Below are 18,994 nucleotides of genomic sequence, written 5' to 3' on the forward strand. Positions count from 1 at the left end.
CCTGACGTCTTCCGCCGATGCTCCTGACCAGCCGGCCCGGACAGGCGAGCCGGCGGGCCTGAGAGGAAGACCATGATCACTCACACAACTGAGCAGACCAGCGCCGGCGGAGTCCGGCGCTGGTGGTTGCTCGCCGCGGCGGCGCTCGCTGCCCTGGCCACCGTACTGGCTACCGCAGCGACGGGCCCCGCCACGGTGCGCGGTTCGGCAGCCCCGGTCGGCACCGCGATCCAGCCCGTGCAGTTGCAGCTGACCCCGGCCGAGCTGGCCGCCTGGCAGGCCCGGACGGCCACGCCTGCGGGTCGCGCCGAGGTCGTCACGCTGATGCGGGAGGCGTTCGCGGGCGTCGCGACTGTGGGTACCGGTCCCCGGGAGCTGACCGGCGCCACGCAGGTCACGGGGCACGTCGCGGCCGCCGCCTACACGTCCGGCATCAGGCCCGCGGTGGCCACGGGGATCACCGGTGACCACTTCTGGATCATCGTGTCCTACGCCGATGTGGTCAACGGCGCGATCTGGGGCGCCGTGCGCGCGTGCCAGACCCGCCTGCCCGGCTGGCTGTGCACCAGTGCAGGCAACCTGCTGGCCAGCTGGGCCCAAGGTTGGGGCTCGGCCGCCAACCACGGCCTGTGGGCGGAGATCTACTGGGCCCCGCCGCACGTCAACGCCGGCCGCTGGTAGCGGCCACGGGTGGGGCCGGCCATGCGTCCGGCCCCACCCTCTCCGAAGTCACGTATCAGGGTTCCGTAGATCAGTTCAGTCGTCAAAGACGGAACAGTTGTCCAGCAAGACAAAGAACCGGCCGAGCCTCCTCGTCAACGTGACTCGCGCGTAACCTTAAATCTTTCCCAGGTGCGCGTCGCGGCCACCATGGAAGCTGTTAGCTTTTCGGGCACGGTGGCGATCACTCGTCCGAGATCTGATCGGAGACGGCACATGCGAACGTCAGGATCGTCGTTCTGGAACGACGATGTCCCGGAGCTATTCGATCCCAATTCCGTGGGACGCCCCGAACAAGAACGGCTCCGGCTGGAAATCGGGCCGACCTTCCTGCCTGGGCAGCACCAGAATGGCGTGACGGCCGCCGAGACGTACTCCACGCCGGACGGCCGCACCGTTGTGCTGGCCTACTCGTCCGTGCACAAACTGGTCGATTGCCTGGGCGGCGCCCAGAGCTGGATCGCGGTCGACGCCGCTGTGAGCCCCGCACGCCTACAGCTGATGTGCGGAGCGGACCTGATCATCTGGGACAGTCCCGTGCCGGAATCGCTACAGGTAGCCGAGGAGCACCATGACTGAGGGCTTTCGTGTCGACGTCCAGGAACTTCACGTGCTGGCCACTCGCCTGCACGGCAGCGGCGACCTGCTCAACGACCGGCGCAACGGCGTCCCGTCCGAACCCGCCGACGCCGGCGCCTCCAGCGACGTTCTCGCCGGCGCGCTGATCTCGCTGCTCAACGAGGTCGGCACGCAGCTCGGCGAGCTCGACCAGCTGATTACCAACCTCGGCCACGCACGCGACTGGTACGCCGAGGCAGACCGCAACGCCCGGGCCGACGTGCTCCGCCCGTTCCGCCTCCCGGACGCGATGCTGCCCGCCTACGGCCCGCTTAGCCAGGAAGGACCCGCCAGCCGGTGAAGCCTCCAGCACCGATTCCCGCTCTCCCGGTTCCCGCCGGAGGCGCACACACCATCGCGGTCCGGGTCGACGGCGATCCCGTCGCCCTGCAGGCCACCACAGCATGGCTGACCGGCATCGCCGGAGCCGCAGGCGCGCTGGCCGACGACATGGCCACCACGGTGACCGCGTCGCAGCACATCTGGACCGGCCCGGCCGCCGACACCTTCCGTGATCGGGTCCGCCGCGGTCGCGACCACGCCGACGGCCTGCGCCACGCCTTGTCCGCGATCGTCTCGGCGGTCGACACGTTCGCCGAGGAGATCCGTGCGGTCAAGCTGCAGATGGCCGCGGCCAAGGAGCTGGCTCGCAGCGTCGGCTGCCGGGTCACCGCCGACTCCATCCAGTTCCCGCTGCCGCTGCTCAACCCCGCGCAAGGCGGCACCAGCGGCGAGGTGACGGCGATGGTAGGGCTGGCTCGCCGCCGCGAGAGCGCAGCGCACACAGCGTTGCGGGCGGCGCTCGCCCGGCACAAGTCGTTCCTCGAAAGCCTGACCAGCAGCCCGACACGTGCGGTGAGCGTGTCCCGCAGCCTGTTCATGGAGGCCAGCAAGGCCAAGGCCTATACCGAGACGGCTCTGACCCACGCGAAGGCACTGTCGAGTGCGGCGTTCATCGCGGAGAACGCCGACGGCGGCCTGCGTCAAGCGGCACAGGCCGAACTGTTCGGAGGAGCCTCGGCAGGCATGTTCGACCAGGCCGTCCGCGGCAGCCGCTCCGCCCTGGGCTACGGCGCACCCAACTGGGTGACCCCGCCGGCGGGCGACTTCGCGAAGAAGCTCGTCGGCCCGGCGCTCAAGCCGTTGACCGTGTCGAGCGGCATGCTCGCCGGAGCAGGTGTCGGCCTGGACATCATGTCCGGTACCCCGGCAGACAAGGCGGTCGTCAAAGGAGGGGCGAGCTTCGCGGCCGGCGCCGCCACCTCGGCGGCCCTGGAGGCCGGCGGCCTGATCCTGCTCGGGGCCTCCCCGCCCGGCCTCGTCCTGATCGCCGCGAGCGTGATCGTCAGCGCAGGCGTCGGCTACAGCATCGACCAAGCCTGGCGGCCAACACCTCCCGACGCAAACGCGCACGGCGGCGGCTGGTGACCGCAACACCACCGGACCTGTCCTGATCGACAGCGGCGGCCCATCGCGGGACCGGGGTGCGTGATCGCGACACGCCTCGGCACCGACCAGCAGGTCACCTCCCGGCCGTCATGATCGCCGATATCCGGGACGGCCTGAACGCCTGGTCACGCAACTATTCCATCGTGCTCGATGACGGCGAGGAACCACACGGCTCGCGATTCATCGCAACGTCGGGCACCGGCGACGGAACTCTTCACCGAGTCCCACAACTGGCAGGTTCCCGGTCGTAGCACGCTGGCGAGCGACAAACGCGTTGCGCGCATTGCCGATCTCCCTTCGCACGCCCAGGGAACCTGGGCGAATTCCTGTTGCAGCCACCGGTGCCGGCTCGTGAGGGGGGACCAAGGGGACGATCCAACGGACAGTGTCAACCAGCGCTGCGCTCTGCTGAACGTGTGAACATCGACCCAGGAAGGTGGTCGGCGCTGCGAGAGTCAGTGCCGCCGATGACGCAGCGGGACGACAATCTGCGCTCGTCATAAACTGACGCCGGTCAGGGTGATCGGTCGTTGGAGGGGTGTGGCGTGCCATACGGCGTTTGGCTGGAGATGACCGCACCTGAGCCGATAACTGACGCGGCGGCCGCGGCACAACTGCCAGAGCTGATCGTCGAACTGCTGTCGACCGGCTGGGACGTACCCGCCGTGCCGTGGCTTGACGACGAAGACGAAGACGAAGAGCCTGACATTGCCGACGGCGACAGCACCGAGGACCAACATGACGCTGGCCCCGGGCTGCTCGACATGCGCGTGCTGGGCTACCGCGACGGCGCCATGATCGGTCTCGCCCTCGACACCGACATCCTCGAAGTCGCCACAACGATCGGTGCGAGCCTCGGCCGGCACCTCGCCGACGCAGCACCTGCGCTCTTGGGCTGGACCACCGAATCCCTCCGCGCCGTCAAACTGACCGCCCCGGACGCCGACGGTGACTGGCTACCGTCGCTGCGCGAGGACGGCCCGCGGTTCTCTGTCGCGGAGCACCTGCGCCACGACCTGCTCGAGATGGCCGCCCAGTTCCTGATCGCCGGCGCCGTGCGCGACCTGCACGACCCGACCGGCGAAAGCCGCTACACCCCCGAAGCCGTCGACGCCGCCGACCTCGTCGCCGGTGCCGTCACCCAACACCCCTGGGGCCGCGAAGTCGCCGGCGAGCTCGGCACACTGCTGATCGCCGCCGGCCGCCACGAGGCTGCGTCGGGCACCCGGCGGCCGCTGACCGGCCACGGCGGCGGCGATTCCGCCTTGGCGCAGCAGCTGCTGGATACGGTGCGCTCCGAAATCGACCAGCCGGCCATCGACCGCGACGACGACCGGATGCGCGGCCACGTCCTCGTCGAGAACTTCATGGAACACCACGACCTGCAATGGAACCGCCGTACCGGCGACCTCGACGAAGATACTGCCGAACGACGCAGCCGGGACCAGCTGCGGGCACTGCTGTGGGCGGGACTGCGCGTCCTGGCGACCCTGACCCACGACCTCACCGACAACGCCCCCTCGCCGTGGCTCTGGCTCGCTGACCTGGAATGCGACGACCTCAGCTCCGCCGTCGGCATGTTCGCCGAACTCGACGACGAACGCCTCACTGTCGCCGCCGACGACGATGATGAGGAGCTCGCCACTGCAGCCGAGGCACATGTTCTTGTCCGCGCCGCGCTGCTGCATCCCGATCTGCTCGACGACGGGGCCTCCGACGAGGTCTGGTCGGCGTTGTCCAACACCGAGGTCACTGTCGGGCCACTGCACCACGTTATTCACGACGCCCTGATTATCTTGGGTGCCGACGCTGTCGCGAAGGCATCCGGCACAACGAAGCAGAGCAAAGCCGCGGGCCTCCTGCTGCCCCCCGCTGCGGGCCATCGAAGCCCTCCACGACGACGATGACGGTGATCCTGACGGAGACCCGTACAACGATCTCCACGCCGCACTCGAACAACTGCTCCCCAGGTCAGGCAACACCAGCCGCCGTATCCGCCAGGCCCGCGAACTCCTGTCACTGATCACGGCCGCAGCAACAGCCACCCCCGACACACCGGCCCGGGTCGCCCGCGAGCTGTTCCTCGACCTCGCCACCACAGCCTGCGTCCTGCTCTCCACCGACGACGACAACCGGACCGTACGACGCCTGCGCACCTACATCCTCACCGCCGCAGCAGCCCTCGACCCCGCCATCGCCGGCAGCTTCGCCGCCGACCTACCCGCCCTGCGCAGCACCGACCCCCGCGACGAACCCGCCCTCCGCCACGAGATCACCACCTGGTGGAACCGCGCCGTCCAGGCCCTCCAGCGTCAGCCCGAACTTCTCCACGAGCAGCCGCCGTGCCCCGAACCAGGTGTCGCGCTCCTGAAGTCCACAACGGCGGGCGGAGCATCTGACACACTCGATGGGCTGCCCACCGCCCACGCCGCCATCGCCGTCGCCCAGGCCGTCTCAGCGATCGGCCTCGCACTTGGGGATCCCGAATTTCCTTCTGCTATCTTCCGGCAACTTCCGACCAGAGTCAGTACTTTTGACAAAAATAACCAACAGGAGGCTTTATTGTGCCACTTTTAGAAATCTGCTAAGAATCGACTCTCGGACGTTCAACGAGGTCGCGATCGGAGCACAAATGACGGTCAGCAGGCAAGGGTTCGATGAGTTTTGTGAAACACTTGCATTCTCACCTCTTCCAGGCAATGACCAGGAGGCTTTCGGTGTTCCAAAACGGAGAACGACCGACTTCTTCGTGCCACCAGTTCTCCTAGAGAAACTTTCGAACCCGACCGCTGCCGTGACCCTGATATCGGCCCGCGGTGCAGCAGGCAAGAGCACCACGGCGACCGAGACCGCAACACGCTTGGGCGCACCGCTATGGAAGCTCGAGAAGGATCAAGCCGTCGGCGGCACCTCGTTCGAGTACATGCTGGTCAAGTACCTGGGGAGCCACGACGTCACCAGCCGACTGCCAACCAGTCCCCCAGCCCTGGTCGTCGTCGACTCGCTCGACGAGGCACGTTCCCGCGTTTCGGGCAAGTCCTGGGAAGAGTTCGTGTCTTCGCTCGCAACCTGGGCGAAGAAGGGGCTTCGGTTTGTGCTCCTCGGTCGCGAGCGGACGATCGAGGACGTCTGGGTGATGCTGGAAGAGGGCGGCGTCGAGGTGGCCTGGTGGGAGATCTCCCACTTCGCCCCCCAGCAATGTGTCGACTACATCGACCAGGTTGTGGCAAAGCGTGACTCCGATGCGGACCGGACGAGCGCCGAGTACCGCGGCGCCCGCGACGCGCTGATCCACGCCCTCCGCGCGTCTGCGGCGGGCCGCTATGGTGAAGAGTTCGTCGGCTACGCACCCGTCCTCGACGCGGCCGCGGCGATGCTGATCGGCAAGCCGAACCTGCTGGCGATCCGGCAGCGGTTCGAACAGCAACTCCAGGAGACCAGCGATCTGGTCGACCTGCTGGAAACAATTCTCGCCCGATTGCTCGAGCGCGACCAGACGAAGCTCGAGCCCCTTGCCCGTACGCTGAAGCTGGAACCGGGTCAGGCCTACCGACCCGAGGAGCAGATACTCTGGCTCTGTCATTTCCTGGAGGAGGGAGACGTACCGAGCCTGCCGTACTTGACGAGCGCGGAAGCCCGGCAAGAATACATCCGCAAGGTCACCGAGTTCTCGGGTGATCATCCGTTCCGCACCGAACACGGCTGGGCGAGCCCGATCTTCGAGGCGTACGTCGCGTCGAAAGTCTTCGACGCGGGTTGCCTTTCTCCGTCCCGCCTCGTGGAGATCGGTCACCAATCCGGTTTCCTGTTCGACTTCATGAATCGACACGATTCGCTCGTCCTGACCGAAGCGCAGTTCGCAGCGCTGCACGCTTCACTCATCGCGTCCGAATGGAGCGAGTCGGCAGCGAGCGCCGGTTTGGCGCAAGCAGCCGGTGACGACCACTACACCGGCTCGTTGTCCACCAGCGCCGCGAGCCGGTTGACCGAATTCGCCTTGCTCCCCGAGCAGGCGCGAACACTGCGGCTCCTCGGACCGCTGTCGGAACTCTCCGTCCACAGCCGCGGCACGGTTGTGCTGCAAGGAACCGAAATCGGTCCCGATCTCTTCGTCCACGCAGCCGAGATCGTCGTCGAAGCCGAATCCCTCGACTTCGCGCGACGCCCGGCAGGCAACACCGACGACGAACCGTCGGTTGTGCTGGAAGCCACCGACCGGCTCGAGCTGCACGCGGGTTCGGAGCACCTCCCGCGAGCCAGCGAACTGGAACTTCGGGTGCCGGGCGGATTCAAGCTGGCGTACCCGTGGTACGAGTACCGAGCCGAGCTACCCGAAAAGGAGGAGCTGGACCAGAAGGTGATCCGCTTCCTCAACAAGATCATGAGCTTGACCCGCAACCACGGCCACGACGGCGAACGAGGAGTGTTCATCAAGAAGCTCGAAGGTCGCCAGCCGTTTCCGCCGGAGCAGTTCAACCGCGCCCTCGGCGTACTCGTCAGCGAAGGAGTGGTCCACATCGAGGGGAACATGGTCTTCCTCCGCGCCAACTGGGAACCCTACCGCTACAGCGGAAAAGCACTCCCCGGGCAACAGCAGCTCGACGATGTCCGCCAGGTCTGGGGGCCCGTGCTGAAGCGCGTTCAAGAAGCCTTGTAAGGCGCGATCGGCTCGGCGGGCCGGCTCGGCATCGAATCGTGCTCCGTGTAACGGATCAGGACGGCTCGCGACTGCGGGCATGTTGCTGAGCCCGACGCGGATCGGAACAGGATCTGGACAAGGCTGTGGCCGTCTTGGGAGTCGAGCCGGCCGAAGTGTGGTCGACCGGTTCGCGAAGACGGCGCGCTCCGCGGAAGACGTCCGGCGAATCCAGACTGTCGACGGGTGCCGGGGCTCTTAGCGGTGCGTCTGCCGTCGGGGTGGTTCGGTACTCGTGCAGCGCGTGACCAGCAGTTCGGGGAACTGGCGGCAACACTTGCGGGCTCGCGAGCGCGGCGCGGTCAGCCGACGGGGTACTGGTGCCGACGTCAGGCCCCGCACCGGCGAGCACACAAACTCATCCGGCAGTTGGAGGCCATCGGCTACACCGTGCGCGCCAGGCCCCCGCCAGCGGCGGCCTGAGCCCTGCTACGCCGAGCGCCTTCGGCCTGCCTGGTCACCATCGTTTCTCCTCAGGCAAGACGTAACCCACATCCGGGATACGACACGAAACCGAAGCTGGAACGTGCAGGGCTCGTTACTGTGGGCTTCGTGGCGGTCCGGCGGATGCATGTCGACTTCTTCACACAGGCCGAACTCGGCCGCGGTGGGCTCGAGGAACTGGGACACAACCTATGGCCGTCGGCCTGCCAGACCTGCGGCCAACCGCTCGAGCGAGAAGACCCTGCACTCGTTGTGGTCGAGTTCGTCGAGGTCACCGCGTCGCTGCATCATCGGGCGTGCCAGCGCCCGCGGTGGACTCGTACCCCGCTTCCTACGGGAACCCGGTACAACTCGACGTCGGCACGGCTGGTGGGCGTCCCCTTCGGCGACCCCGGCCGCGACCCGTTTGTGCCAACCATCCTGGTAAATCCGTCGCACGAGATGGTGGGCCTGGCTGCTGATGCCAAGGGTCGCTACCGCTGCACCACGGTCGGCGAATGGAAGATGCTCGGGCTGCAGCGCCCCGGGGGACAGATTCCGCACGGATCGCGATCGGAGATGGCTTTGTGGCTGCGGGAAGACGCCGTGATCGTCAGGTGCGGTTCACGGCTGTGGTTCATCCCGATCTCGCACCCCGGCGATCCCCGGATCGAGGAAATCCGGAGGAGCGGTGAGGCAGTGCTGGCGATCTCGACCGGGATGGAGCCGGCGAGCATGTCCAACCCAGATCAGATCAGGCGGGTGTTGAGTACCGGAGACGTCGCTTTGGCCCGGGTGCGGCTTGACTCATCGACCGCTCCGCCGCCGATCGAAGGACACGCTGTGATGCTCGAGTCCCACACCGATGAGGACAACGAGCTCAGCTGGCTGCCAAAACACGCTCCCTACGTCGGCCCCACCTACGATCCCGCCATCGGGCTCTTCGACATGGGCGTCAGCATGGACGGACCAAGTCACTGGCGGTTGAATACGCCCGGCGCGGGCGCGGCGAACGGCATCGTCACCGGACCGGCTGGCATGGGCAAAACCAATCTCCTCCGCATGGTCGGTGTTGAAGCCGTCGCCTCTGGCCTGTTCGATCTCGCCGTCGCCGACCCCCTCGACCGCAACGGTCTCCGAGCCACGTTCAGTTCCGCGGCCAACTCAGCGGCCGGAACCATTGACGACACGATCAGTCTCCTGCAGCACGTGGCGGAGCAGATCAGGAAGCGGCCAGCGACGGGACCGGCCCTGGATCCCACACCGCGATCGCCGGGACTGATCGTCCTGCTCGACGATGCCCACCTGGTGCTGGACGAACCGTCGGCTGCCGCGGCTGCCGAAACGATCGCCGTTGACGGTCCCCGGATCGCTGTCGGGCTGGTCGTGGCCACCGAGTCCGCGGGGCTCGCAGGTTTCGGTCACCGGGAGCGGTTACTGCGAGCGCTGTGCCGCGACAACTGCTTCGCTCTGTCGAAGCCCCACTTCGAGGCCCTGGCCCCGTACCGCTCCCGTCGGTGACTCGGTTGCAGGCAGGCGGTTCATGGCTGTTTGAAGATGTCGTGGGTGCCGATCCTGCGCCACACGATGTACGGATCGCCTCGCACGATCTCGTCCCCGTACTGGAAGGTCGCACGTCCGTTGGGTGCCCAGGTCATTTCGAACACACCCCGCGCCGCGACAACGCCCTTGACCCGCAGCCCTGGCCGGAACTTGCCGGCACGGAGGTCGGGCACGAACTCCTCGTGCAGCACCCGTTTGAACCGCTCGACCTGGGCTCGGTCGAGCTTCTTCAAGTCTCGGACGAACTGCTGCGTCTTGGACCAGCGAGGCATCGGCGAGCGGCTCAGTCGATATCGGCGAACAGGTCGTCGATCGAGTCGAACACCGGCAGGTCACCTGCGGCGATCTCCTCGCTGGCGCGGCGTTCGCCCTCCTGCCACTCCTCGGTCCAGAACCACTTCTGATCTGTAGGTATCACGGTCATGCCACGCAGCACGACTCCGCCGTCAGCCTGCACGGTGAACTCCACCTCGTCGCCCTCGGACAGGTGCAACGCGTCGCGCACCTCGGCCGGCAAGGTGAGCTGGTTCTTCTTTCGCAGCTGCGCACGGGAGACAACGACATCGTCGTCGTCACGCTCCGTCACTGCAACCACCTCGCGCTTCCCAACGGCATCTGTCCGCTACGCAGTCCATCATGCGCCGAGCTGTCGGAAAATCCAACAGTGAGAAATACACACCACAGGCAAGGGGCTTCCTTAATTCTCGTAACGAGGTGCATGCTCAGAGTAAGCTTCTCCTGGTCCGACGCCATAACGGGGGTTGAGCATGGGAAAGGGCAAGCGCAGCCGGGCGCGGCGCGCCTCATCGGCCGCGTCTACTCTGCCGGACGAGTTTCCGTTCGCCGTCGACACCGAGACCGCGCGACGCCTCGGCCAAGACGGGCTCAACGACCTCGCGCGCAATCTGTGGGCCAAAGACTGCCAGACCTGCGGATGGCCGCTCGGTGACGATGCCCCGGCGCTGGTCGTCGAGGACATGCTGGCGATGGTCTACGCCCACCTGCACCACCCACGGTGCCGTCCAGCGCAGTGGAGCCGACAGCCGGGCTTAGGGATGGGCGGGGGCGACCTGGTGTCCTATGACGTGTTGACGTTCCTGATGCAGGGCCAACGGCGTGACAAGGACGGCACCGCGATCCGCGACGACCGTCCGGTTTTCTTCGTCAATCCCAGCCTGGAAGCGGTCATGCTGGTCCGCCGCGATGGCCGGTGGATCGTCAACACGACTGAGCCGTACCGCCAGCTCGGCTTCGGGACTCCGTTCGACGATTTCGTCGTCGACCGCCCGGTCGAGGACGTCGTCGCCCGGCTCGACAGTAGCGACGTCGCCATCGTCTTCGAGGACATGCCAGTCCGCTGGGAGTGCTCCGGCGACGTCCCGTGGCGCGAAGCGGTCCGCGATCTCGGCGGCGTCACGGTGGCCATCACCAGCGCCGCGGTGCCCAGCTCGCCTCGGACCGTTGCCGAGTTCATCGACTTGCTGCGAACCGGCCAGGTGATCATGGGCTGGGTGCCGCTGGAAGGTATCGAACGGCCATTACCCGAGCAAATCGAGTTGCCCGAAGCGGTGGGCACTTACCTCCTGCATTACGGCCCGGGCGAGGCCAGCGTCGGGGAGCTGCTGGCCACAGCCGGCCCCGAGGTCATCACCCGCGAACAGGCTCAACACTGGGCCGCCGAACTGCTCGCCGCCCGCCTTGACGGTCCCGACATCCCCGGACGGTTGATGTGGGAGCCAGGAAAAGACCCCGCCACATGGCGTGCCCTGGATCCGCTCTCCGTCCAGTGGCACGACATCCGGTTCACCACCGACGGCTGGCAGCTGATCCAGCTGTTCTCTCAAATGCGCGGCACCACGTTCTCCGACGAACGCGAGGCCACCACCTGGGGCACCCGCGCCGCGAAAAATCTCGGACGTGTTCGCGTGATCGGCTGGCAACCCGCCGAGGGCACTGGCCACCCCGACTACACCACCATGATCGGCGCCGGACGACCTCGCTGAGCAAATTGACCGCGCTATCGCGACGTCGATGGCCCTGCCGTCCGGCTTCGCGTAGTCAAGAGGCACTGTCACGGTCGCAGATTCGGAGCGTCCGTCATCCGACGGCCAGCGGTTCGTGACATCCCGGCAGAGGCGCCGCTGCGGCGCGTCCGCGGCGGCGATACCTAGTGCACGTAGGAGCCGTAGCAGTCCGGCGAGTCTCGCAGAGACCTTGCCTGCCGGCGCGCGGCCGCCTAACCAGTCGCTTCGCTGTCGCATCGGTGATCGAATCGAGAGTCACGGCGCCGATGATCGCCGGTGGATGGCCTCACCCGCATCGGTCAGAATGCAGGTTCGGATCGACCCGATGGCTGATCCGCGGCTGTCGCCGTGTTGCACATTCACCTCCCACACCACGAGATCGTAACGATTGCCTACGCCGGGAAACGCTTGTCCTGGAACTGGCGACCACCGAAGAAAGCGGAAGCACCAAACTGTCGGTGGTCGGGGTTACCGTCTCGGGGAGGTTCGGGTTCCGCGGCACGGGGAGGGTATGTGAGCGAGGTCGTCGGCGAACACGCCCGGGTGCGAGATGCCCTTGAACGGCCCACCCTTCGGCTGCTGGACGGCAAGTGGGCGGCGTTGCGGGTGGCGGTTTTCCGGTGCTCCTTCTCCCGTGATCGTCGTTCGGTGCAAGCCGATCGGCTGCACGTGCAGGTCGACACTCTGCTCGACGAATTGCAGGGGAACGGCGTCGATGTGCCACCGAACACGACTGGACGATCGTTGTGCAACTCGTGGGTGAACGACCAGTGGTTGTTCCGAGACAACGCCCAGGACGGAAGCCTGGAATATTCGCTGACTTCGTTCGCGTTGGAGGCGATCGACCTCGTACAGAGCATGTCCCGGGATCGAGTGCTCGTATCCGAGTCGCGGTTGACGACAATCCTCGACACGGTCCGACGATGGGCGCTCGAAGCCGCACCGGACGCCGATGCACGCATCGAGCGGTTGAACGTGCAGATCCACGAACTGGAAGCCGAGCGTGACCGACTCGAAGCAGGGGGTGACGTGGCCGCCGCGTCCGACGACCGGATGCTGGACGGCTACACGAACCTCATCGACCTGATCGGGCAACTGCCTTCGGATTTCAAGCGCGTCGAGGAGTCGGTGCTCGACATGCACCGCAAGATCCTCAGGGACTTTCGTGACGAGGACCGCGCCGTCGCCGAGGTGCTCGACGAATACCTGCGCGACCAAGACGAGCTGGTGAAGGCGACTCCGGAAGGGCGGGCGTTCGATGGAGCCTTCGTGCTACTGCGCGATGACGCGCTCCTGCTCGAGCTGCGGGAGAACGTCCAAGTGATCCTCGCGCACCCCGCGGCGGCCGTTCTCGAGACCCGGGACCTGAGCGAGATCCGTGGTGCTGAGGCGGTGATCCGGCAGGGAACCAAGGATGTGCTCGCGCAGCGCCGGCGGCTCACCGCGACGCTAAAGGAGCACATCGTGAACCACGACGCCCTCCAGGAACGTGAGCTGGGGCGGGTACTGCGCGGCATCGACCGCGAACTGTCGACGTGGATGGAGACGGCCGGGCCTCGGGCGACGGTCCCGGTCGGGCTCCTGCCACCGACCGCGAAGGTCGGTCACTTTCGCGAGCGCTTGTGGGATCCGGCCTCGGCGGCGCCACCCCCGCCGTTGGAAGACGTCGAGGAGGACGCCCCGGAACCGCCGACCGTCGAGGAGCTGCGTATGCGAGGCGGTCCGTCCTTGGAAGAACTGCGGCTCGCCCTGGTCGACGCGTTCGCGACCGGCGATATGGGGACCGTCGGCCAGATGTTCAACGAGCTGCCGGCGCGCCTGCGCCGGCCGGTCGAGGTGCTCGGGCTCCTGCACGTCGTGAACGGGGTCGGTGCTCTTCGGGACGACGCCGGCCCAGAAGTCTTCGAAGCGATCCGCCCGGACGGGAACCGGCGGAACTTCGTGGTGCCTGCCATCACGCTCACCCCGGACGAGGCGGCGACACTCGATGGCTGGTCGCTCGAAGGAGCCGGCGATGAGTGACGAACCGGCTGGCTCTTCCGGCGCTGAGTTCGACGACGACACCGGCTTCATCGACGAACCCGGTGACGCCACCGAGCCCGAAGAAGGCGAGTCGACGTTCGCGCTTTTCGAGGGAGATACGGGCGGGCTCTCACTCGCTCAGCGCCGCGCCTTGGTGATCCTGCTCAAGAACCGATTCATTTCGGCCGCGCAGCACCCCGCGGAATGGCGGGTCATCCGCGAGGATCCCGCGCCGATCAAAGCCCGCCTGAACGACCTGTTCCTGGACCTCCACCTGGACCGGCACTTCGAGGTCGCGTTCAAGCGGCAGGCGGTCGCGGAAGGCGGTGCGAAGGAGTTCCCGACGCTCCTGCACGACACGGCGTACACGCGGGAAGAGACGATCATGCTGGTCTTCCTCCGGCATCGGTTCCAAAGTGAGCAGGCTGCTGGGCATGACGACGTCACCATCGAGCGGGAGGAACTCGTCGCCCACGTCGCCTCGTTCCGCCCCGCCACCGCGACCAACCGGTCCGGTGACGAGGCGAAGGCCGTCAACGCGGTCGAAAGCCTCCTCAAGGCGAAGGTCCTCGCTCGGACCAACGACCCCACCCGTTTGCGGGTCTCACCGGTCATCGCGGTGCTGCTGCCGCTGCCCCGGTTGCACGAGCTGTGGGAATGGCTCATCGACGAGAACCGTGCCGATGCCGCTGTGGCGGAGAGTGAGGTGACGTCGTGACGGCCGATGCGACCCAGCCTTCGGTCCGGTACCTGCCCGGAGCCGGTGAGGGAACGCCGCAGTGGAAAGTCGAGACGCTGCAACTGGTCAACTGGGGAGGGTTCCACGGCCACTGCACCGTCGAGTTCGCGAGCACCACGACGCTGCTCTCCGGCGCGTCGGGCACTGGTAAGTCGACGCTGCTCGACGGCTACGTCGCGCTCGTCATGGACGCGAACACGCCGTTCAACGGGGCGTCGAACGACGCCACCGTCGGCCGGGCGCGCAGCGCCGACCAACGCAGCCTAGTGTCGTACCTGCGAGGCAAACTGGACACCGGCAGGGACGCCGGCACCGGCGAGCTCTCCGACCAGGTTCTGCGCGGCCGTGACTCGGCGACCTGGGGCGCCCTCGCGGTGACCTTCATCGACGACAGCGAACGTCGCTACACCCTCGCGCGGCTGTACTACGTACCGCGGTCCGCTGCACGAGACAGCGATCTGACGCGCAAGATGTGCACCATCGACGGCGCCATCGACCTGCGGGAACTCGAGCAGTTCGCCGAGGGCAAGTTCGACAAACGTGCGGTGACCGCCCGGTTCCCGAACTTGAAGATGCACGAATCCTACGGCGCCTTCTCCCAAGCGTTCTTCACGCGGCTCGGTATCGGGGCTCAAGGTGACGGTGCCAAGGCCGTCCGGCTGCTCGCCCGAATCCAAGGTGGGCAGCAGGTTCGCACCGTCGACGACCTGTACAAGTCGATGGTCATCGAGACACCGGGAACCTACCAGGCGGCCGACGCGGCGATCGGTCACTTCAAGGACCTCGAAGACGCCTACGAAGCCATGGCGACCGAAGCGAAGAAGGCCGAGGCGCTGGCGCGGGTGCCAGAACTCTGCGAAGAACGGGAAAAAGCGCTCGCGGATGCCCGGCTCATCGACACCTTCGGGATCCACCGCACCGGGGACAGCCCGTTCGAGCTGTGGAAGCTGACCACCGAGGACGCCTTGCTGGAGGAAGCCGAGGACGGCCTTCGTGACCAGCGCAAGCGGACGTCCGAACAGAAGTCCGATGCGGAGAAGCGGGAGGCCCGGCTTCTCAAGGAGAAGCTGGCCGTCGAGGTCGACCTCGGTGACAACGAATCCCAAGCGACGCTCGAGCGGATCGATGCGGACGTCGCTGTGTTGGAGCAGGATTTCCTGGCTGCCGAAGTACAGCGTGGCAGCTTCGACCGGTTGACTGCCTGTCTCGGCGCGCGGATCGACACGGAGGCGGAATTCGGTGCGGCGCAGGAGCGAGCGAATGACTTCCTTGGCGGGTTAGGGTCTGCGCTTGAAGCAGTCGAGAAACGCCGAAGTGCGCTTTACACCGACCTGTACGAGCCCAGCAACGAGAAAAAAGAGCTCGGCGAAGAACTCAGGTCACTGCAGGATCGCGACGGCCGCATGGACCCGGGCCTGCACAAGGCCCGAATGCTGATCGCCGAAGCGACCGGCATCGAACCGAAGAACCTCCCGTTCGCCGGAGAGCTCATCGACGTCCGACCCGAGCACAAGCAGTGGCGCAAGGCCGTCGAAACGACGCTGTTCGGCGTCGCCCGGATTCTGCTCGTCGACGTACGGCACCTCGACCGGGTTTCCCGCCTGATCGACGGCATCAGACTGCCGCGGCGGGTCAACTTCGAAGGGATCGACCTCGCACAGTTCGAACCGGAGGACATGGACCCGCGGTTCGTGTCGGGCAAGCTCGCCTTCAAGAACACGCCCTTCACCACATGGGTGCAGGACCGCATCACCGCTTCGAACACGGACGCGCTGTGCGTCGAAACCGCCGAAGAACTCGGTCGCGGGGGACGCCGGGTCACGGTCAACGGCCAGACCCGGCAAGGCCGTTCCGGAGCTCATGGTGAGCTCAGCGGCCCGTATGTGATCGGATTTTCGAAGGAAGAGCGGGTCGCCGAGATCAAGCAACGGCTCGGCGAACTCGAGGGCATCCTCCATGACCTGGACCGGCGACGACAAGCCGTGGAGATCGAGTTCAACGGCCTTCACACCGAGAAGGCAGCACATGAGCTCGTGCTGGCGACCGTGTGGCGCAGTATCGATCCGGACAGCATCCGAGCGGATATCGAACGACTTCATGAGCAGAAGAAGCTTCTTCTCGAGTCGGATGACGCGCTACGGGCGCTCAGCGAGGAACTCGAGCGCCTCAAGGACGCGTTGACGAGCGTCGGCCGGGAAATTGGTGCCCTCGAAGTCGGACTCGAGAAGTTGGAAGCGGAACGCGGCAAAGTCATCAAGCGCAAGGACCACGTCGTCGGCGAGATCCAGCGCATCGAGCGTGAACAGGTCGTCACCCTGACCGAAGAACAGGCTGAGCTCCTGACCGCCGAGTTCGCGCTGGTAGCGACGGTCGATGACCGGGTCGGGTTCCAGATCGGTGCCGGCCGGCTGAAAAGCAAGCTCGCCGATCGCGGTAAGGAGGCCCGTGACAAGGCGGGCAACGCGGCCCGCTCGCTTGAGGAGACGTTCCGCAACTACCTCGAACGGTGGCCCGACCCCAGCCTCTCGACCTCGGTCGAGGACCACCCGTCGTTCCGGCGCATCCTCGACACGATCACCGCGACCGGATTGCACGAACGCCGCCGGGAGTGGACGAAGCGGCTCACCGACTGGTCCGGCCAGGACCTCGTGCCGCTCGCCGGCGCCTTCAGCCTCGCGGTCGAGGACATCCGCAACCGGCTCGAACCGGTCAACGCGATCCTCGCCCGGCTCCCGTTCGGCGCCCACCGGTACCGGCTCAAGATCGACCTCCGGGAGCTGCGCCGTGACGACGTCGTCAAGTTCAAGAGAGAACTCAACGTCCTCTCCCGGGCTGACACCGACACCTTCAGCGACGAGCAGGTCCAGAACTGGTTCACCCGGCTTCGCCGCTTCATGCGACACATCCGCACAGACGTCCCCGGCAAATCCCACCGCGACTACTTCCTCGACGTGCGCAAGCACATCGAGATCACCGCGGTGTCCTACGACGACGAAGGCCGCGAACGGTCGACCTACGCAGCTCTCGGGGGCAAGTCCGGCGGGGAGACCCAGGAACTGGTCGCCTTCATCGTCGGAGCCGCGCTCCGGTTCCAGCTGGGCGACGAAGCCTACGCCCGTCCCCGGTTCGCGCCGGTGTTCCTGGACGAAGGGTTCGTCAAGGCCGACAGCGAGTTCGCTGGCCGGGCCGTCGACGCGTGGAAGGGGCTCGGTTTCCAGCTGATCATCGGAGCGCCGTACGGCCAGTTCACCGCACTCGAACCACACGCCGACCACGTGCTCTACATGGCGAAGAGCACCAGCGGCTACTCGTCGGTGAAGCCACTGCCACCGACGACCCGCCGGGCCGTGCGTGCACTGGCGGCGGAGGAGTCCGCGTGAAGGCGCCCACCGCCGTCGCAGCTGACATCCGCAGGAGGCTCGGCAACACGTGGGCTACTGACCTCACGGGGACGACCGTGTCTTGGCCACACCGCTTCTCCCTGGGAGCGACTACGAAGACCGCGCTGGAGAACGAGTGGCAAACCACCTACGAACCGCTGCGGCGGGAGTGGCGCGAATGGGTGAGCGGTCGCCCGGCTCGGCTGCTCACGGCTCCGAAACGCGTGTACAGCACAACTCAGGACATCCCCACCCACGTCGAAATCGACTCGATCGAGGCGGCGGCCTCCGTTGCCGGGGACGGCTGGGATGTCAAGCTGCGCCGGGCTGAAGAACGGCTTGCGCGCTTGACCGACGCGTTCCCGGCGACGGAGAACCTCGCCACTGTGATCCGGGCCGTACACGAATACAGTAACGTCGACTTCGACCTGCTCCAGACCGTCGCTCGCTGGTTCCAGGTGAACGACGCCGCGGGGCTCACCCCGCGGCAAGTGCCCGTGCCCGGGGTGCATGCCAAGTGGTTGAACACCCATCAGTCCTTGATCACGGCGCTCAGCTGCCAGGAGAGCCTTGGCCTGCTGCCTCCGCATCCAGCTCGGATCCACTTCACCTACCTGGATTCTGAATACCGGAAGTCCGGCCGGCGCCACCACGACAGCGCTACGGTCGGCGACGCTTTCGCACCGCCCTACCGCCCCGAGGTCGTCGTGATCTCCGAAAACAAGGACACCGCCCTCCACTTCCCGCCGGTCGAGGGCGGTATCGCGGTGGAGGGCGACGGCTTCGGCGGCAAGACGGCGGCCGCGTTCCCATGGCTGACCGGCGCGTCCCGCCTCTGCTACTGGGGCGACATCGACACACACGGCTACGAGATCCTGAACGGCTGGCGCGAGGATGGCGTCGAGGTCGACAGCATTCTGATGGATCTGGCGACTTACGAGACCTACGAGCGATTCGGCACCGACACAGACCAGAAGGGCGTGCCGCTGAAACCGGCCACCCCCAAAGCCCTGCCGTTGCTCGCGCCGGGGGAACGCGACGTGTACAACTTGCTGTTGTGCCCCGACCTGCGCGGTCATCGGCGGGTCGAGCAGGAACGCCTACCGCTGTCGTTGGCTGCTGACGCGGTAGCGGCGCTGCGTGAGGTAGCCCGGATGCGAGCGACCTAGACCCGCCATCATGCATGACCGACGAACACCGAGCTGGCACCGGACCGCGCGGGACTTCGCCGAGGAGGTGGTACAGCTTCGGTGTCGCTTAGAGCGATACGCCAAGCGCATAATCAACCAGCTCCGGCCAGTTCACCACGACTCGGCGCGCTCGCTAGTCCAGCCGTCGGAGGAGTTCAAGGCGCTGGTCG

15 protein-coding genes are annotated in these 18,994 nt (G+C 66.5%); 13 read left to right on the forward strand and 2 right to left on the reverse strand.

Translation table 11 applies throughout. From position 1 onward, the window contains the following. Positions 1-72: 72 nt before the first annotated feature. From ACWEVN_RS00875 to ACWEVN_RS00910, 8 genes are all read left to right on the forward strand, one after another. Complete coding sequence (locus tag ACWEVN_RS00875; RefSeq protein WP_452049751.1) at positions 73-681, forward strand: hypothetical protein; 609 nt, start codon at positions 73-75, stop codon at positions 679-681. 171 nt (positions 682-852) lie between these two features. Then, entirely contained in the window at positions 853-1,299 is a 447-nt protein-coding gene (locus ACWEVN_RS00880) for an SAV_915 family protein (protein ID WP_452049752.1), read from the forward strand. Further along, positions 1,292-1,639 carry a hypothetical protein gene (locus ACWEVN_RS00885; protein ID WP_452049753.1) on the forward strand — a complete coding sequence of 116 codons (348 nt, stop codon included), beginning with the start codon at positions 1,292-1,294 and terminating at the stop codon, positions 1,637-1,639. Before ACWEVN_RS00880 ends, ACWEVN_RS00885 begins: the two co-directional genes overlap by 8 nt. After that, positions 1,636-2,766, forward strand: a complete 1,131-nt coding sequence (locus tag ACWEVN_RS00890) for a WXG100 family type VII secretion target (RefSeq protein ID WP_452049754.1) — start codon at positions 1,636-1,638, stop codon at positions 2,764-2,766. The genes ACWEVN_RS00885 and ACWEVN_RS00890 overlap by 4 nt, the downstream gene beginning before the upstream one ends. A 590-nt stretch (positions 2,767-3,356) precedes the next feature. Further along, a complete protein-coding gene (locus ACWEVN_RS00895; protein ID WP_452049755.1) occupies positions 3,357-4,694 on the forward strand; it encodes a hypothetical protein in 1,338 nt (445 codons plus the stop codon). Next, on the forward strand, positions 4,588-5,364 hold the full coding sequence (locus ACWEVN_RS00900) for a hypothetical protein (protein WP_452049756.1): 777 nt from the start codon (positions 4,588-4,590) through the stop codon (positions 5,362-5,364). The genes ACWEVN_RS00895 and ACWEVN_RS00900 overlap by 107 nt, the downstream gene beginning before the upstream one ends. Before the next feature lie 55 nt (positions 5,365-5,419). Beyond that, the gene (locus ACWEVN_RS00905) at positions 5,420-7,444 is read left to right on the forward strand and encodes a hypothetical protein (protein ID WP_452049757.1); all 2,025 of its coding nucleotides are present in this window, start codon (positions 5,420-5,422) and stop codon (positions 7,442-7,444) included. A gap of 591 nt (positions 7,445-8,035) precedes the next feature. Further along, a complete protein-coding gene (locus tag ACWEVN_RS00910) occupies positions 8,036-9,427 on the forward strand; it encodes a hypothetical protein (RefSeq protein ID WP_452049758.1) in 1,392 nt (463 codons plus the stop codon). Between the two features lie 20 nt (positions 9,428-9,447). Here the strand turns inward: ACWEVN_RS00910 and ACWEVN_RS00915 are convergent, their stop codons facing one another. Both ACWEVN_RS00915 and ACWEVN_RS00920 read right to left on the reverse strand, forming a co-directional pair. Beyond that, the gene (locus tag ACWEVN_RS00915) at positions 9,448-9,702 is read right to left on the reverse strand and encodes a hypothetical protein (protein WP_452049759.1); all 255 of its coding nucleotides are present in this window, start codon (positions 9,700-9,702) and stop codon (positions 9,448-9,450) included. A 50-nt stretch (positions 9,703-9,752) separates the two neighbouring features. Continuing rightward, on the reverse strand, positions 9,753-10,055 hold the full coding sequence (locus ACWEVN_RS00920) for an AbrB/MazE/SpoVT family DNA-binding domain-containing protein (protein ID WP_452049760.1): 303 nt from the start codon (positions 10,053-10,055) through the stop codon (positions 9,753-9,755). Between the two features lie 181 nt (positions 10,056-10,236). Here ACWEVN_RS00920 and ACWEVN_RS00925 point away from each other — a divergent pair, with 181 nt between their 5' ends. From ACWEVN_RS00925 to ACWEVN_RS00945, 5 genes are all read left to right on the forward strand, one after another. Beyond that, complete coding sequence (locus ACWEVN_RS00925) at positions 10,237-11,472, forward strand: hypothetical protein (protein ID WP_452049761.1); 1,236 nt, start codon at positions 10,237-10,239, stop codon at positions 11,470-11,472. Positions 11,473-12,006: 534 nt separating this feature from the next. Continuing rightward, positions 12,007-13,515 (forward strand): DUF3375 family protein, encoded by a 1,509-nt coding sequence (locus ACWEVN_RS00930; RefSeq protein ID WP_452049762.1) that lies wholly within the window; start codon positions 12,007-12,009, stop codon positions 13,513-13,515. Next, entirely contained in the window at positions 13,508-14,233 is a 726-nt protein-coding gene (locus ACWEVN_RS00935) for a DUF4194 domain-containing protein (RefSeq protein ID WP_452049763.1), read from the forward strand. Before ACWEVN_RS00930 ends, ACWEVN_RS00935 begins: the two co-directional genes overlap by 8 nt. Continuing rightward, positions 14,230-17,634, forward strand: a complete 3,405-nt coding sequence (locus ACWEVN_RS00940; RefSeq protein WP_452049764.1) for an ATP-binding protein — start codon at positions 14,230-14,232, stop codon at positions 17,632-17,634. The genes ACWEVN_RS00935 and ACWEVN_RS00940 overlap by 4 nt, the downstream gene beginning before the upstream one ends. Continuing rightward, positions 17,631-18,803 carry a Wadjet anti-phage system protein JetD domain-containing protein gene (locus ACWEVN_RS00945; protein ID WP_452049765.1) on the forward strand — a complete coding sequence of 391 codons (1,173 nt, stop codon included), beginning with the start codon at positions 17,631-17,633 and terminating at the stop codon, positions 18,801-18,803. The genes ACWEVN_RS00940 and ACWEVN_RS00945 overlap by 4 nt, the downstream gene beginning before the upstream one ends. Positions 18,804-18,994 lie beyond the last annotated feature (191 nt).

The sequence above is a fragment of the Amycolatopsis sp. NPDC003861 genome, assembly GCF_053605405.1.